The organism is Pseudomonas sp. H1_D04 (genome assembly GCF_054683855.1).
The window spans coordinates 730897-747055 of sequence record NZ_CP162826.1; the positions used below are offsets into that span (position 1 = coordinate 730897).

Annotated in this window: 11 protein-coding genes and 2 pseudogenes; all 13 read right to left on the bottom strand. The window is 58.1% G+C overall.

Features of this window, described 5'->3' with window-relative positions; translation table 11 throughout:
• Window positions 1-152: 152 nt before the first annotated feature.
• Complete coding sequence (locus AB4N82_RS03515) at window positions 153-1100, bottom strand: acetyl-CoA carboxylase carboxyltransferase subunit alpha (RefSeq protein ID WP_122764873.1); 948 nt, start codon at window positions 1098-1100, stop codon at window positions 153-155.
• Window positions 1101-1228: 128 nt separating this feature from the next.
• A pseudogene (gene dnaE, locus AB4N82_RS03520) lies at window positions 1229-4749 on the bottom strand (DNA polymerase III subunit alpha).
• A gap of 75 nt (window positions 4750-4824) precedes the next feature.
• Window positions 4825-5457 (bottom strand): ribonuclease HII, encoded by a 633-nt coding sequence (gene rnhB, locus AB4N82_RS03525; RefSeq protein ID WP_122764872.1) that lies wholly within the window; start codon window positions 5455-5457, stop codon window positions 4825-4827.
• Window positions 5454-6592 (bottom strand): annotated as a pseudogene (lpxB, locus tag AB4N82_RS03530) (lipid-A-disaccharide synthase). The gene rnhB and the pseudogene lpxB overlap by 4 nt, the downstream one beginning before the upstream one ends.
• Window positions 6593-6594: 2 nt before the next feature.
• Window positions 6595-7371 carry an acyl-ACP--UDP-N-acetylglucosamine O-acyltransferase gene (gene lpxA, locus AB4N82_RS03535; protein WP_032891646.1) on the bottom strand — a complete coding sequence of 259 codons (777 nt, stop codon included), beginning with the start codon at window positions 7369-7371 and terminating at the stop codon, window positions 6595-6597.
• Complete coding sequence (gene fabZ / locus AB4N82_RS03540; protein ID WP_003172281.1) at window positions 7368-7808, bottom strand: 3-hydroxyacyl-ACP dehydratase FabZ; 441 nt, start codon at window positions 7806-7808, stop codon at window positions 7368-7370. Before fabZ ends, lpxA begins: the two co-directional genes overlap by 4 nt.
• A 111-nt stretch (window positions 7809-7919) precedes the next feature.
• Complete coding sequence (lpxD, locus tag AB4N82_RS03545; protein WP_122764871.1) at window positions 7920-8975, bottom strand: UDP-3-O-(3-hydroxymyristoyl)glucosamine N-acyltransferase; 1056 nt, start codon at window positions 8973-8975, stop codon at window positions 7920-7922.
• 3 nt (window positions 8976-8978) lie between these two features.
• Entirely contained in the window at window positions 8979-9482 is a 504-nt protein-coding gene (locus tag AB4N82_RS03550; protein WP_003172279.1) for an OmpH/Skp family outer membrane protein, read from the bottom strand.
• Window positions 9483-9527: 45 nt separating this feature from the next.
• Window positions 9528-11915, bottom strand: coding sequence for an outer membrane protein assembly factor BamA (gene bamA, locus AB4N82_RS03555; protein ID WP_095184009.1), 2388 nt, complete (start codon window positions 11913-11915; stop codon window positions 9528-9530).
• A 74-nt stretch (window positions 11916-11989) separates the two neighbouring features.
• Window positions 11990-13342 carry a sigma E protease regulator RseP gene (gene rseP, locus AB4N82_RS03560; RefSeq protein ID WP_095184008.1) on the bottom strand — a complete coding sequence of 451 codons (1353 nt, stop codon included), beginning with the start codon at window positions 13340-13342 and terminating at the stop codon, window positions 11990-11992.
• 53 nt (window positions 13343-13395) lie between these two features.
• Window positions 13396-14586 (bottom strand): 1-deoxy-D-xylulose-5-phosphate reductoisomerase, encoded by a 1191-nt coding sequence (ispC, locus tag AB4N82_RS03565; RefSeq protein ID WP_122752578.1) that lies wholly within the window; start codon window positions 14584-14586, stop codon window positions 13396-13398.
• On the bottom strand, window positions 14583-15392 hold the full coding sequence (locus tag AB4N82_RS03570; protein WP_032891652.1) for a phosphatidate cytidylyltransferase: 810 nt from the start codon (window positions 15390-15392) through the stop codon (window positions 14583-14585). Before AB4N82_RS03570 ends, ispC begins: the two co-directional genes overlap by 4 nt.
• Window positions 15393-16148: a polyprenyl diphosphate synthase gene (uppS, locus tag AB4N82_RS03575; RefSeq protein ID WP_032891653.1), complete on the bottom strand. Its 756-nt coding sequence runs from the start codon at window positions 16146-16148 to the stop codon at window positions 15393-15395.
• Window positions 16149-16159 lie beyond the last annotated feature (11 nt).

The following is a 16159-nucleotide window of genomic DNA, read 5'->3' on the forward strand; positions in this document are numbered from 1 at the left end:
CCGCCGCAAATCTGGAATACCCAAGCCAAGCATACACAAAGCAAATGTGGGAGGGGGCTTGCCCCCGATAGCGGAGCATCAGCCAGTGAATACAGTGACTGACACTCAGCAATCGGGGGCAAGCCCCCTCCCACATTAGTACCGCTGCGGCCTTAGAGGCCGTAGCTCATCAGGCGTTCGTAACGACGGGCCAGCAGCGCTTCGTTGTCCAGTTTTTTGAGCATCGCAAGCTGCGAACCCAACTCGACACGGATAGTCGCGGCGGCAGCAGCCGGATCGCGGTGGGCGCCGCCCAATGGCTCGGCGATCACTTTGTCCACGATACCAAGGCCTTTGAGGCGATCAGCAGTGATGCCCATGGCTTCGGCAGCGTCCGGCGCCTTTTCTGCAGTCTTCCACAGGATCGAGGCGCAACCTTCTGGCGAGATCACCGCGTAGGTCGAATATTGCAGCATGTTCAGTTGGTCGCAGACGCCAATGGCCAATGCACCGCCGGAACCGCCTTCACCAATCACCGTGGCGATGATCGGGGTTTTCAGACGAGACATGACGCGCAGGTTCCAGGCAATCGCTTCGCTCTGGTTGCGTTCTTCAGCGTCGATACCTGGGTATGCACCCGGCGTGTCGATGAAGGTCAGGATCGGCATCTTGAAGCGCTCAGCCATTTCCATCAAACGGCAAGCCTTACGATAGCCTTCCGGACGCGGCATGCCGAAGTTGCGGCGGACTTTCTCGCGCACTTCACGGCCTTTCTGGTGACCAATCACCATTACCGGCTGATCGTCCAGGCGAGCGATACCGCCCACGATGGCCGCGTCGTCGGAGAAGTGGCGATCGCCATGCAACTCGTCGAACTCGGTGAAAATGTGCTGAATGTAGTCCAGGGTGTACGGACGGCGCGGGTGGCGGGCCAGGCGCGCGATCTGCCAGCTGGTCAGCTTGCCGAAGATGTCTTCGGTGAGCGTGCTGCTCTTGTCTTGCAGGCGAGCGATCTCATCGCCGATATTCAGCGAATTGTCATTGCCGACCAGGCGCAGTTCTTCGATCTTGGCTTGCAGGTCAGCGATCGGCTGTTCGAAATCAAGAAAATTCGGGTTCATAAGCGTCCGTCTTGGGTCGACGGCCAGGGAGTGCCTGGCCAGCCGGTTGTCTGTTCGCGCCCTACCTTAAGGGAGAGGCGCGTTCAGGTCGAGATTAAATGTTCAGCCGAGGTCAGACGTTCTGACCGTCAGCGGTATTGGAGGAAGACGTTGTCTCGACCGAACTGGTCACGCAAAGCTTGAATCAAGCCATCAGCCGGATCAATTCGCCAGGTCTCGCCGAACTGCAACATCGCCTTGGCGTCGTCGCCGGTGTACTCCATGGTCACCGGGCATGCGCCACGGTGACGCTTGAGCAAGTCACCCAGCCAGCGTAGCTGATCGCCCTTGAGCGCCTCGGTCTTGACCTTCAAGCGCAGGCTTTCAGCCAGGTTGGTGCGCGCATCTTCCATGCTCATCACCCGCTTGATACGCAGGCGCAGGCCACCGGAGAAGTCATCGTTGCTGACCTCCCCTTCCACAACCACCATGGCATCGGTCTGCAGCAGCGACTGCGCCGAATGGAAGGCATCGGCAAACAGCGAAGCTTCGATACGGCCCGAGCGGTCATCGAGAGTGATGAAACCCATCTTGTCGCCCTTCTTATTTTTCATCACCCGCAGGGCGATAATCATGCCGGCGACGGTTTGGGTGTCCCGCGCCGGTTTCAGGTCGATGATGCGCTGACGGGCGAAACGGCGGATCTCGCCTTCGTATTCGTCAATCGGGTGACCGGTGAGGTACAGGCCCAAGGTGTCTTTTTCACCCTTGAGGCGCTCCTTGAGAGTCAACTCTTTGGCCTTGCGGTGATTGCCGTACACATCCGCGTCTTCTTCGACGAACAACCCGCCAAACAGGTCGGCGTGGCCGCTGTCATGGGTACGGGCGGTCTGCTCGGCAGCTTTGATCGCTTCTTCCATGGCAGTGAGCAGCACCGCGCGGTTGCGGTCGATATTTGCCTGGTAGGCCTTCGGCTCATCGTGAAAGTAAGGGCCGAGACGGTCCAGCGCACCGCTGCGGATCAAGCCATCAAGGGTTCGCTTGTTGATGCGCTTGAGGTCAACCCGCGCGCAGAAGTCGAACAGATCCTTGAACGGCCCGTCCTGACGCGCTTCGGTAATCGCCTCCACCGGGCCTTCGCCCACGCCCTTGATCGCGCCCAGGCCATAGATGATGCGGCCTTCGTCATTCACCGTGAACTTGAACTCCGAGGCGTTCACGTCAGGCGCGTCTAGGCGCAGCTTCATGGTGCGCACTTCCTCGATCAAGGTCACAACCTTGTCGGTGTTGTGCATGTCCGCAGAAAGTACCGCAGCCATGAACGGCGCCGGGTAGTGGGCTTTCAGCCAGGCGGTCTGGTAAGACACCAGGCCGTAGGCGGCGGAGTGAGATTTGTTGAAACCATAACCGGCGAATTTTTCCACCAGGTCAAAAATGTTACCGGCCAGATCGGCGTCGATATTGTTGGTGGCGCAACCCTCAATGAAACCGCCGCGCTGCTTGGCCATTTCCTCGGGTTTCTTTTTACCCATGGCTCGACGCAGCATGTCCGCACCGCCGAGGGTGTAGCCCGCCATCACCTGAGCGATCTGCATCACCTGTTCCTGGTACAGGATGATGCCGTAGGTTGGCGCCAGCACAGGCTTGAGGCCTTCGTACTGGTAGTCGGAGTGCGGGTAGGCCAGTTCGGCGCGGCCGTGCTTACGGTTGATGAAGTCGTCAACCATGCCCGACTGCAGCGGGCCCGGACGGAACAGGGCCACCAGTGCGATCAAGTCTTCCAGGCAGTCGGGCTTGAGCTTTTTGATCAGCTCTTTCATGCCCCGCGACTCAAGCTGGAACACAGCTGTTGTTTCAGCTTTTGCAGCAATTGGTAAGTCGGCTTGTCGTCCAACGGGATGAACGCAATATCCAGCGGCTCTTCGTCGACCTTGGCGCGCTCGCGGTTGATGGTCTTCAGCGCCCAGTCAATGATCGTCAGGGTCCGCAGGCCGAGGAAGTCGAACTTCACCAGGCCGGCCGCCTCAACGTCGTCCTTGTCGAACTGGGTAACCAGGCCGCCGCCTTCTTCATCGCAATAGATCGGCGAAAAGTCAGTGAGTTTGGTCGGCGCGATCACTACGCCACCGGCGTGTTTACCGACGTTACGCACGATACCTTCGAGCTTGCGCGCCATGTCCCAGATCTCGGCGGCTTCCTCATCGATCTTGATGAAGTCACGCAGGATTTCTTCCTGCTCGTAAGCCTTTTCCAGGGTCATGCCGACTTCGAACGGGATCATCTTCGACAGCCGGTCGGCCAGGCCGTAGGACTTGCCCTGCACCCGGGCCACGTCGCGGATTACAGCCTTGGCCGCCATGGAACCGAAAGTGATGATCTGGCTTACCGCGTTGCGGCCGTATTTCTCGGCCACGTATTCGATCACGCGGTCGCGACCGTCCATGCAGAAGTCGACGTCGAAGTCGGGCATGGAAACCCGTTCCGGGTTCAGGAACCGTTCGAACAGCAGGTCATATTCAAGAGGGTCGAGGTCGGTAATCTTCTGCACATAGGCCACCAGCGAGCCGGCACCCGACCCACGACCAGGGCCTACGGGCACGCCGTTGCTTTTAGCCCACTGGATGAAGTCCATTACGATCAGGAAGTAACCGGGGAACCCCATCTGGATGATGATATCCAGCTCGAAATTCAGCCGGTCGACATACACCTGGCGCTTGGCTTCGTAGTCTTCAGTGGTGTCCTTGGGCAACAGCACGGAAAGCCGTTCTTCCAGGCCATCGAACGACACCTTGCGGAAATATTCATCGATGGTCATGCCATCGGGAATCGGGAAGTTGGGTAGGAAGTGCGTACCCAGCTTCACTTCAATGTTGCAGCGTTTGGCGATCTCGACAGAGTTTTCCAGGGCCTCGGGCAAATCGCTGAACAACTCGGCCATCTCTTCGGCGCTTTTGAGGTATTGCTCTTCGCTGTAATTTTTCGAGCGACGCGGGTCATCCAGGGCCCGGCCTTCACCGATGCACACACGGGTTTCGTGGGCTTCGAAATCTTCTTTCTTGATAAAGCGCACGTCGTTGGTGGCGACCAGTGGCGCGCCCAGCTTTTCGGCCAGGGCAACGGCGGCGTGCAGATGCTCTTCATCATTGGGGCGGTTGGTGCGCTGCACTTCAAGGTAGAAACGGTCGGGAAAGACCTGCATCCACTCCTTCGCCAGCACTTCAGCTTCCTGGGGATTGCCCCCCAGCAGTGCAAGACCAATCTCCCCCTCTTTAGCGGCCGACAGCATGATCAGGCCTTCGCTGGCCTCGGCAACCCATTCACGCTCGATAATGATCGAACCGTTGCGTTGACCATCGATGAAGCCACGGGAGATCAGTTCAGTGAGGTTGCGATAACCCACGCCGTTCATCGCCAAAAGGCTGATGCGGCTCAGCGCGTTATCCGGATCTTTGTTGGACAGCCACAGGTCGGCGCCGCAGATGGGCTTGATGCCGGCACCCATGGCGTTCTTGTAGAACTTGACCAGGGAACACATGTTGTTCTGATCGGTAACCGCCACCGCGGGCATGTTCATGCCCACCAGGGTTTTGACCAGAGGCTTGATCCGTACCAGGCCGTCGACCAGGGAGTACTCAGTGTGCAGGCGTAGGTGAACGAATGAAGCCGGCATAGTGATCCTGTCTTATACGTGGAAACAACAAGGCCCGGATTGTACCGGGCCTTGGCAAAAACATCAGCCTCGCGACTACACCTCGCTGAGACTCTCCCGCGCTTCGTAAGCCAGGCGCACCGGGGCAAACGAGCGGCGGTGGATAGGCGTGGGGCCGAGGCGGGCCAGGGCTTCCAGATGAACGGGCGTCGGATAGCCTTTGTGACCACCGATGCCGTAGCCGGGATAGATCAACTCGAACGCGGCCATTTCCCGGTCACGACTGACCTTGGCCAGGATCGATGCCGCTGCGATGGCCGGAACCTTGCTGTCACCTTTGACCACTGCCTCGGCCGGCATCGCCAATTTAGGGCAACGGTTACCGTCGATCATCGCCAGTTTGGGTGTGATGTGCAGGCCTTCAACAGCACGCTGCATGGCAAGCATGGTGGCGTGGAGAATGTTCAGCTCGTCGATTTCTTCGACTTCGGCCCGGGCGATATGCCAGCTCAGGGCTTTTTCACAAATCTCGTCATAGAGCTTTTCGCGACGAGCTTCGGTGAGCTTCTTCGAATCGTTGAGGCCAAGGATCGGACGGTTCGGGTCAAGAATCACAGCTGCGGTGACCACCGCACCGCAGAGGGGACCGCGCCCTACTTCATCAACACCGGCCACCAGTTCATGGGCTTGTGCAACCAGGCTGAAATCCAGGCCCATCTGCGTAGTCATAACGTTTCCTGTTTGTGGCCGATCAAACTCAACACGGCGTCTGCTGCCTGGTTCGACGCATCACGGCGCAGGGTGCGATGAATCTCATCAAACCCTCGGGTCTGCTCTTCGCCGCCATCGATCAGGGGCAGCAGTGTCTGCGCCAAGGCCTCCGGTGTCGCATCGTCCTGCAGCAACTCCGGCACCAACAAGCGCTGGGCCAGCAAATTGGGCAAAGAGATATAGGGGCTTTTGACCATGCGTTTCAGAATCCAGAACGTCAGCGGTGCCAGGCGATACGCCACAACCATCGGACGCTTGTACAACAAGGCTTCCAGGGTTGCCGTGCCTGAAGCAATCAGCACCGCATCGCAGGCCGCCAATGCCAGGTGCGATTGACCATCAAGCAATGTCAACGGCAGGTTACGACCTTCCAGCAGCGTTTCGATCTGTGCGCGACGCTGTGGGCTTGCACAGGGCAGTACGAAACGCACACCTGGCTTCAAGGCTTGCAGGCGCTCGGCGGCCTCGAAGAACACGCTGGCCAGCCGACCGACTTCTCCCCCCTGCTGCCCGGCATCAACGCGACGAGCGGGCCATCGGGCAAGCCCAACTGCCCACGGGCCGCCACGCGATCGGCCTGCAAAGGGATGTCGTCGGCGAGCGTATGCCCAACGAACCGTACCGGCACGCCCTTTTCTTCGTAGAACCTGGCCTCGAACGGCAACAGGGTGAGCATCAGGTCACAGCCTTCACGGATCTTCAGCACACGCTTTTGTCGCCACGCCCACACGGAGGGGCTGACGTAGTGCACGGTTTTGATCCCGGCCTGACGCAGCTTGAGTTCGATATTGAGGGTGAAGTCCGGTGCATCGATTCCGATAAAGACGTCGGGTTTTTCTTCGATCAGGGTCTGAATCAGCAGCTTGCGGCGCGCCAACAGCTCACGCAGGCGACCCAGCACTTCCACCAACCCCATAACCGACAGGCGCTCCATGGGGAAATAGGAAGTGAGGCCTTCAGCCTGCATCAATGGGCCACCAACACCGATGAATTCAACCGCCGGATGCTGGGCCTTGAGGGCCCGCATAAGACCTGCGCCCAGGATATCGCCGGAAGCTTCTCCGGCCACCAGCGCAATTCGCAGATTAGCCATGATCAGCGAGTGATGCCGCGAGTCGACGCCTGGATCGAATCACGGAACACCGCGACTTCCGGGAACAACGCTGCCGGCTCGGTCAGTTGGGTCAACGCCTGATCTACTGTCAGTCCCTGGCGATAAACCACCTTATAGGCACGACGCAGGGCGTGAATGGCCTCTTCGCTGAAACCACGACGGCGCATGCCTTCGAAGTTCATGCTGCGAGCTTCAGCGGGGTTGCCGAACACCGTGACGAACGCCGGGACGTCCTTGCCGATGGCGGTGCCCATGCCGGAGAAGCTGTGGGCCCCAATGTGGCAGTACTGATGGACGAGCGTGAAGCCTGACAGGATTGCCCAATCGTCGACGTGCACGTGGCCAGCCAACGCCGTGTTGTTGACCAGGATGCAGTGGTTGCCGATCACGCTGTCATGCCCGATATGGGCATAGGCCATAACCAGATTGTGATCACCCAGTGTGGTCTCGGCACGATCCTGCACGGTGCCACGGTGAATGGTCACGCCTTCACGGATGATGTTGTGATCACCGATTACCAAGCGTGTTTCTTCACCCTTGTACTTCATGTCCGGGGTGTCTTCGCCTACCGAGGAAAACTGGTAGATGCGGTTGTGTTTGCCAATGCGGGTCGGACCTTTGAGGATCACGTGCGGCCCGATGACAGTCCCCTCGCCGATTTCCACACCTGCGCCGATGATCGACCAGGGGCCGACCTCAACGTCGGCGGCCAGTACGGCCGACGGATCGATGATTGCGCGAGGGTCAATCAAACTCATAGTTTGCGTTCCGCGCAGATGATCTCGGCAGAGCACACTGGCTTGCCGTCTACCGAGGCCTGGCATTCGAACTTCCAGATCTGGCGCTTGCAGCTGATGAATTTGGCTTCCAGAATCAACTGGTCACCCGGAGTAACGGGGTTGCGAAAGCGTAGCTTGTCGGAGCCCACGAAATAGTAAAGCGTGCCGTCGGCAGGCTTAAGGTCAAGCATTTTGAAACCAAGGATACCGGCAGCCTGGGCCATCGCCTCGATGATCAACACGCCCGGCATGATGGGGTGCGCGGGAAAGTGACCATTGAAGAACGGTTCGTTGATGCTGACATTCTTGTAGGCACGAATGCGCTTTTCCTCAACATTGAGGTCCACTACGCGGTCCACCAGCAGGAACGGGTAACGGTGAGGCAGGTATTCGCGAATCTCGTTGATGTCCATCATTTCGGGGGGGAAGCCTGTAATAAAGATTGGGGGCGGGCGACTAAACGCACGCCCCGCTAGCAAATCAAGGAGGCAGTCTAGCGGCTGTGCACACTTGATATGGAAATGGTATCAGCCTTCAGATGAAGCATTACCGCCAGGGGTCACGTCCCCAACACGCTTTTCCAGCTGTTTGAGACGTCGAGCCATGTCGTCGAGCTGCCTCAAACGTGCCGCACTCTTGCGCCATTCAGCCGCAGGCTGCATGGCGGTACCGGATGAATAGGCCCCAGGCTCGGTAATCGAGTGAGTGACCATGGTCATTCCGGTGATAAAAACGTTGTCGCAAATATCAATATGCCCCACCAGACCGACGCCACCGGCGAGCATGCAATGCTTGCCGATTTTGGTGCTGCCGGAAATCCCCACGCATGCAGCCATGGCGGTGTGATCGCCAATCTGTACGTTGTGAGCAATCTGGATCTGGTTGTCGAGCTTCACACCGTTGCCGATCACGGTATCGGCCAAGGCCCCGCGATCGACAGCTGTATTAACACCAATTTCCACGTCGTCGCCGATCAAAACGCCGCCGACCTGGGCAATCTTGTTCCAGATACCTTTGGAGTTGGCAAAGCCAAAGCCTTCCCCTCCGATCACCGCACCTGACTGGATAACCACCCGCTCACCGATACGCACATCGTGGTAAAGGGTAACGCGAGGTGCCAGCCAACCATCGGCACCGATTTCACAACGCGCACCAATAAAGCAATGCGCACCAACAGTTACACCGGCAGCAATGCGCGCACCACTCTCGATCACCGCAAAAGCGCCAATGCTCGCCGCAGGATCAACGCGGGCATCATCGGCGATCACCGCCGACGGGTGAATGCCGCTGGATGCCTTGGGTTTTGGATCAAATAGGTGCGAAACCTGTGCATAGGCCAGATACGGGTCAGCTACCACCAGCGCATCCCCAGCAAACCCTTCGGCGTCAGCTGCCTTGAGCAATACGGCTGCGGCTTGGCTATCGACGAGGTATTTACGGTATTGAGGGTTTGCGAGGAAGCTCAACTGAGATGGGCCAGCCTCCTGCAAGGTGGCTAGCCCAGTGATTTCCTTCTCCTGGGAGCCACGCAAGGTGGCCCCCAGGAACTCGGCCAACTCGCCGAGCTTGATAGTCGCGGTCATGGCTTACTTCAGCTGGTTCATGCGCTCGATCACCTGGCGGGTGATGTCGTATTGAGGTTTGACGTCAATTACTGCGCCACGCTCGAACACCAAGTCAAAGGCACCTTTCTTGATGACTTCTTCCACAGCGCTGTCGAGTTTCGGCTTGAGCTGCTTGAGCATTTCACGGTCGGCAACAGCCTTGGCTTCGTTCAGCTCCTTGGATTGGAACTGATAGTCACGGGCCTTTTGCTTGAACTCAAGCTCCAGACGCTCGCGCTCGCCTTGCTGCATTTTGTCCCCACCCGCTACCAGACGATCCTGGATGCCCTTGGCGCTGCTTTCCAGCGTCTTAAGCTTGGTCAGTTGCGGACCGAATTTCTTCTCGGCATCCACGGCGTATTTTTTGGCCGCATCGGATTCCAGCAATGCCATCTGATAGTTCAGAACGGCGATTTTCATTTCGGCGAAGGCCGGGGTGGTCACCAGCACGGTGGCCAGCAGAACCAATTGAGTCAACTTACGCACGATGTACTCCTACAGAATCCGTTGTCGTTATCTTGGGTCAGACGCTTAGAACGTCTGGCCGAGGGAGAATTGGAAAATCTGGGTTTCAGCGTTATCCGGTTTCTTGATCGGCATGGCCAGAGCAAAGCTCAACGGACCAAGCGCAGTCACCCAAGTAACACCTACACCCACGGAGCTCGCCAGGTTGGTCAGGCTCACGTCGTTGCACTGAGTGTTGGATTTAACACCGCTCGGGTTTCTAATCTGCTCGCACTTAGAGTCGAACACGTTACCCACGTCCCAGAACACGGATGTACGCAGCGAACGCTGATCCTTGACGAATGGCAGCGGGAACAAAATCTCCGCGCCGCCCTGGATCAACACGTTACCACCGAACGGCAGTGGGTCGTTGTCGGAGTCAGCCACAGTGCCTTGGTTACCGGTTACGCCAGCACCTCGGCTCGGAGTACCACGAGGACCCAAGGTGCTGTCTTTGAAGCCACGTACGGAGTTGAAGCCACCCGCATAGTAGTTCTCATAGAACGGCAAACCATTGGTCGAACCATAACCGTCGCCATACCCCAGCTCAGTGTGCAGGCGCATGGTGTAGTTGTCGCTCAGCGGCTGGAACAACTGACCACGGTAGTCGAGCTTGAAGAACGACAGGTCGCTGCCTGGCGTAGTGGTTTCCAGAGTCAGGCTCTGGGAATGGCCACGGGTTGCCAGTACGCCTTTGTTCAGGGTCGACTCGGACCAGCCAGCAGACGCCTTGAAGTTCAGGAACTTGTCACCTTCACGACGAGTGAAGTCGAAGATTTCGTCCACGGTGTAGACACCGGTCTTGATCTCATCCTGCTGCGCAGTCAGGCCGAAGGTCAAACGCGAGGTTTCGCTGATCGGATAACCGACGTTGACACCCGCACCCAGGCTGTCGATTGCATAGCTTGCAACGTCAACATCGAGGTCTTTGTAGTCGGTGGTGCGGTAGAAGGCGTTGTAGCCCAAGCTCACACCGTCAGCAGTCCAGTAGGGGTCGGTATAACCAAAGTTATATCGGCTCTGGTATTCGCTTCGAGTCAGGCCGATAGACACACGGTTACCGGTACCGAGGAAGTTGTTCTGGGTGATGGAACCACCGAGGATCAGACCTGCGCTTTGTGCAAAGCCGACGCTGGCAGTGATAGAACCCGATGCTTGCTCTTCTACTGCGTAGTTAACGTCAACCTGGTCATCCACGCCCGGTACAGCCGGGGTTTCAACGTTGACTTCCTTGAAGAAACCCAGGCGCTCAAGACGGGTCTTGGATTGGTCGATCAAGTACGTCGACGCCCAGCCACCTTCCATCTGACGCATTTCACGGCGCAGCACTTCATCCGCAGACTTGGTGTTGCCACGGAAATTGATACGGTTCACGTAGGCACGCTTACCTGGGTCGACCACAAAGGTAATGTCCACTGTGTGATCATCATCGTGCGGGGTCGGTACGCCGTTGACGTTGGCGAAGGTATAGCCTTCGTTACCCAGACGACGGGTGATCAGTTCGGACGTGGTGGTCATCAGCTTACGCGAGAACACCTGGTCTTTCTGCACCAGCAGCAGGGACTTGACCTGGTCTTCAGGCACTTTCAAGTCGCCGCTCAGCTTGACGTCACGAACCTTGTACTTCTCGCCTTCGTTGACGTTAACGGTGATATAGACGTGCTTCTTGTCCGGGGTGATGGACACCTGGGTCGACGCGATATCCATATTGATATAGCCACGGTCCAGGTAGTACGAACGCAGACGCTCCAGGTCACCGGAGAGTTTTTCACGGGCGTACTTGTCGTCGTTCTTGAAGAACGACAGCCAGTTGGTGGTCTTGAGCTCGAAGAGGTCGATCAGGTCGTCATCAGCAAACTTGGTGTTACCCACCACGTTGATGTGCTGAATGGCCGCCACGGTGCCTTCGTTGATGTTGACCTTGAGGCCGACACGGTTACGAGGCTGCGGGACCACTTCCGTCTCCACGGTCGCCGAGTAGCGGCCCTGGGCAACGTACTGACGCTGCAGTTCGTTACGCACACCTTCAAGAGTGGCGCGCTGGAAGATCTCGCCCTCGGCCAGGCCGGACTGCTTGAGGCCCTTCATCAGGTCTTCAGTAGAGATCGCCTTGTTACCTTCGATCTCGATACTGGCGACAGAAGGTCGCTCGACGACGGTGATGACCAAGACGTTACCTTCGCGCCCCAGTTGGATGTCTTGAAAGAAACCGGTTTTGAACAGCGCACGAGTGGATTCCACCAGGCGACGATCATCAGCCTGTTCACCGACGTTCAACGGTAATGCACCAAAGACGCTACCCGCGGAAACCCGCTGGAGGCCGTTGACGCGAATATCGGAGATGGTGAAGGACTCGGCGTGAACTTCGGCGATCATCAATACGGTGAGAACCGCAGTTAGCAGCAGACGTTTCATGAAGTCCTTTCTTATTCCAACTGGCAATAAACAAACTGCCGCAAAATGCGGCAGATTCGCAATTCAGCGAAGCGTTACAGTCGACCCAGATCGTTGACCAAGGCTAATAACATCACCCCGACAACCAAACTGATACCGATCTGTATCCCCCAACCCTGCACTCGATCCGACAAGGGGCGACCACGCACCCACTCGACCAGATAAAACAACAGATGCCCCCCATCCAGTACAGGAATGGGCAGCAAATTCAGAACACCCAGGCTAATACTCAGATAAGCCAGGAAATTCAGGAAATCCGCGACACCCGACTGGGCAGAAGCGCCCGCCACTTTAGCAATGGTTATCGGTCCACTCAAGTTTTTTACCGAGAGCTCGCCGAACAACATTTTCTTGAGGGATTCCAGGGTCAGTACGCTCATGGTCCAGGTGCGTTTTGCACCCTCGCCAATCGCCGCCAACGGCCCGAAGCTAACCTCACGCACCATTGATGGCGGCCACTCCGGACTCTTGACGCCAGCACCCAGGTACCCCCCGGCTGCCTTGGCTTCGCCACGCACCGCCAGAGTAACGGGGACGTCGATTTGAGCACCGTCGCGCTCAATTTTCAGCACAATTTTGGTATCAGGGCGTACACGAACCAGATCGACCACTTGCTGCCATTCACCCAGCGCCTGGCCATCGAGGGCCAACAGACGATCGCCGGTTTTCAGACCTGCAGCCTGGGCTGGCCCCTTCGGATCCAGCTCGGCAAGGACCGGCGGCAGTGCCGGACGCCACGGACGAATACCCAAGGACTTGATCGGGTCAGGCTCATCAGCGCCTTTGAGCCAATGATCCAAGGCCAACGACCGCGGGATTTCGGCGCTGGAGTCCTGCTCACGCACCACAACATTAACAGTGCCGCTTTCACCCAAGCGACGCACCAACTGCAAATTGACCGCCCCCCAACCCGTGGTCGGTTCGCCATCAATAGACACAATTTCCTGGCCAGCGACCAGGCCAGCCTTGGCAGCGATACTGTCCGCCTCAACGGCGCCGATAACTGGACGCACCTGCTGGCTGCCCAGCATGGCCAACACCCAGAAGAACAGCATCGCCAGCAGGAAGTTGGCGATCGGACCAGCGGCAACGATAGCGATACGCTGACGAACGGTCTTGCGATTAAAGGATTGGTCCAACTGATCAGCCGGCACTTCGCCTTCGCGCTCATCGAGCATCTTGACGTAGCCACCCAACGGGATGGCCGCAATCACAAACTCGGTGCCACGACGGTCGTGCCAGCGAACCAGCGGCATGCCGAAACCGACGGAAAAACGCAGTACCTTGACGCCGCAACGACGCGCCACCCAGAAGTGGCCGAATTCGTGGAAGGTGACCAGCACACCCAGAGCAACCAGGGTGCCGACAATCATGTAAAGCGCACTCATCTAATTTCTCCGCAATCCAATCCAGTACCCGAAGGCTCAAGCGCGCCCACAGACTAACGCGTGTTGCGGCTCAACCATTGCTCGGCCAAGGACCGCGCCTTGGTATCTGCCTCAAATACCGCCCCGAGGTCATTTACAGCCACCACAGGCTCAAGACTCAAAACGTCCTCGATAATACTCGCGATCTGCGGAAAGCGGATGCGCCGTTCGAGAAACGCCGCCACGGCCACCTCATTGGCCGCATTGAGCATCGCTGGCGCACTGTTACCCGCCTCAGCCGCCTGCCGCGCCAAGCGCAGACAAGGAAAGCGCTGTTCGTCCGGCGCTTCAAAATCCAGGCGAGCAACTGCAAACAGGTCGAGTGGCGCCACGCCGGAATCAATCCGCTCCGGCCACGCCAGGGCATTAGCGATCGGCGTACGCATATCGGGATTGCCCAATTGGGCCAAGACTGAACCATCCACGTAGTCGACCAAGGAATGAATCACGCTTTGCGGGTGAATAACCACCTCGACCTGATCCGGCCGCGCATCGAACAACCAGCAGGCCTCAATCAATTCCAGGCCCTTGTTCATCATGCTTGCCGAATCCACGGAGATTTTGCGGCCCATGGACCAGTTCGGATGGGCGCATGCTTGATCCGGAGACACATGCTCCAGCTCTACCAACGGAGTTTGCCGGAAAGGCCCACCGGAAGCGGTCAGCAAAATCCGACGAACGCCTACCTGACTCAAGCCACGAGCATAGTCTCCGGGCATGCACTGAAAGATTGCGTTGTGCTCACTATCTAACGGCAACAGCACCGCACCGCTTTTACGCACCGCCTGCATAAAGAGCGCGCCAGACATCACCAGCGCTTCTTTATTGGCCAGCAGGATTTTTTTGCCCGCGTCGACGGCAGCCAAGGTTGGGCGTAAGCCGGCGGCACCGACAATAGCGGCGACTACAGTGTCCACCTCGGCATCGGCCGAGACCTGACACAATCCCGACTCGCCTACCAGCACCTGTGTGGCAAGTCCGGCAGCCCGCAGGTCATCCTGCAGGCCCTGCGCTGCTGCTGCTTCAGGCACCACAGCAAAGCGAGGCGCATGACGCACACACAGCGCCAGCAGCTCGCTCAGACGAGTGAATCCCGTCAGGGCAAACACTTGATAGCGGTCAGGGTGACGAGCGATCACATCCAGGGTGCTCAACCCCACCGAGCCGGTTGCGCCCAGCACGGTCACTTGTTGCAGACGGCTCACGAAGCAGTCATCCACAACAGCACGGCAAAGATCGGAATAGCAGCGGTAAGGCTATCAATACGGTCCAGCACCCCACCGTGCCCTGGCAGCAGATTACTGCTGTCCTTGACCCCGGCCTGGCGCTTAAACATGCTTTCAGTGAGGTCGCCCACGACCGAGATGAATACGACGATGGCCGTACCCAGAAGAGCCAGGAAGATGTCCGTTACCGACCAATCCCGCACGACACCGACCACCAAAGTGATCAGCAGGGTCAATGCCAGGCCGCCGTACACCCCTTCCCAACTCTTGCCCGGACTGACCGCCGGTGCCAGCTTGCGCTTACCGAATGCCCGTCCCGAGAAGTAGGCACCGATATCTGCGCCCCACACCAGCACCATCACCGCCATGATCAGCCAATTGCCCATCGGCGAGTTCTTGATCTCCACCAACCCTTGCCAGGCTGGCAACAGAATCAATAAGCCAATCACCAACTTGCTGGCAACACTGGACCAGTGGCCACTGCTGCGCGGAAACGTCAACACCAGATAGGTCGCAAGCGCCCACCACAGCACCGCAGCACCCAGCACCCAAGGCACGATGATGCTCGACAGGGTGTGCATCAGAAACAGTAACACCGCTACGACAGCGGCATACACCAAGCGCGGCAATTGCGCGTTGAAACCTGCCAGTCGTGCCCATTCCCAGGCGCCCAAGGTTACGACCAGCCCGATAAATAGGGCAAAACCGGACCCATCGAGCAGGAAAAACCCACATAAGGCGATCGGCAACAGGATAAGCGCTGTGATGATTCGTTGTTTAAGCATTTAAACCCGGGCTCCAGCTTCGACCTGCTCACTCGTTTTACCGAAGCGACGCTGGCGGGAAGCGAAATCGGCCAGCGCAGTACGCATGGCATCGTGTTTGAAGTCCGGCCAGAACAGGTCGGAGAAGTACAGCTCGGTGTAGGCCAACTGCCACAGCAGGAAATTGCTGATGCGATGTTCACCGCCGGTACGGATGCACAAGTCAGGCAATGGCAGATCACCGGTCACCAGGCAGGTTTGCAACAGTTCAGGCGTGATGTCGTCCGGTCGAAGATGACCGGCTTGCACTTCGCGAGCCAGCCGCTGTGCAGCCTGGGCGATATCCCACTGGCCGCCGTAATTGGCTGCGATCTGTAGCACAAAACGGTTGGCGCCAGCCGTGATGGCCTCCGCCTCGCGCATGGCCGCCTGCAGCTCCGGGTGGAATCGCGAGCGATCACCGATGATGCGCAGACTGATATTGTTGTCATTAAGGCGCTTCGCCTCACGACGCAACGCCTTGAAGAACAGATCCATCAAGGCGCTGACTTCTTCGGCGGGCCGCTGCCAGTTCTCACTGGAGAAGGCGAACAAGGTCAACACCTCGACCTTGGCCTCGGCACACACCTCAATCACAGCCCGCACCGCATCGACACCCGCTTTATGCCCGGCGACACCCGGCATAAAGCGTTTCTTCGCCCAGCGATTATTCCCATCCATGATGATCGCGACATGGCGCGGCACCAAAGAGGGTACAGTCTGCTTGGTCTTTTCCATGAAGGCGTCCT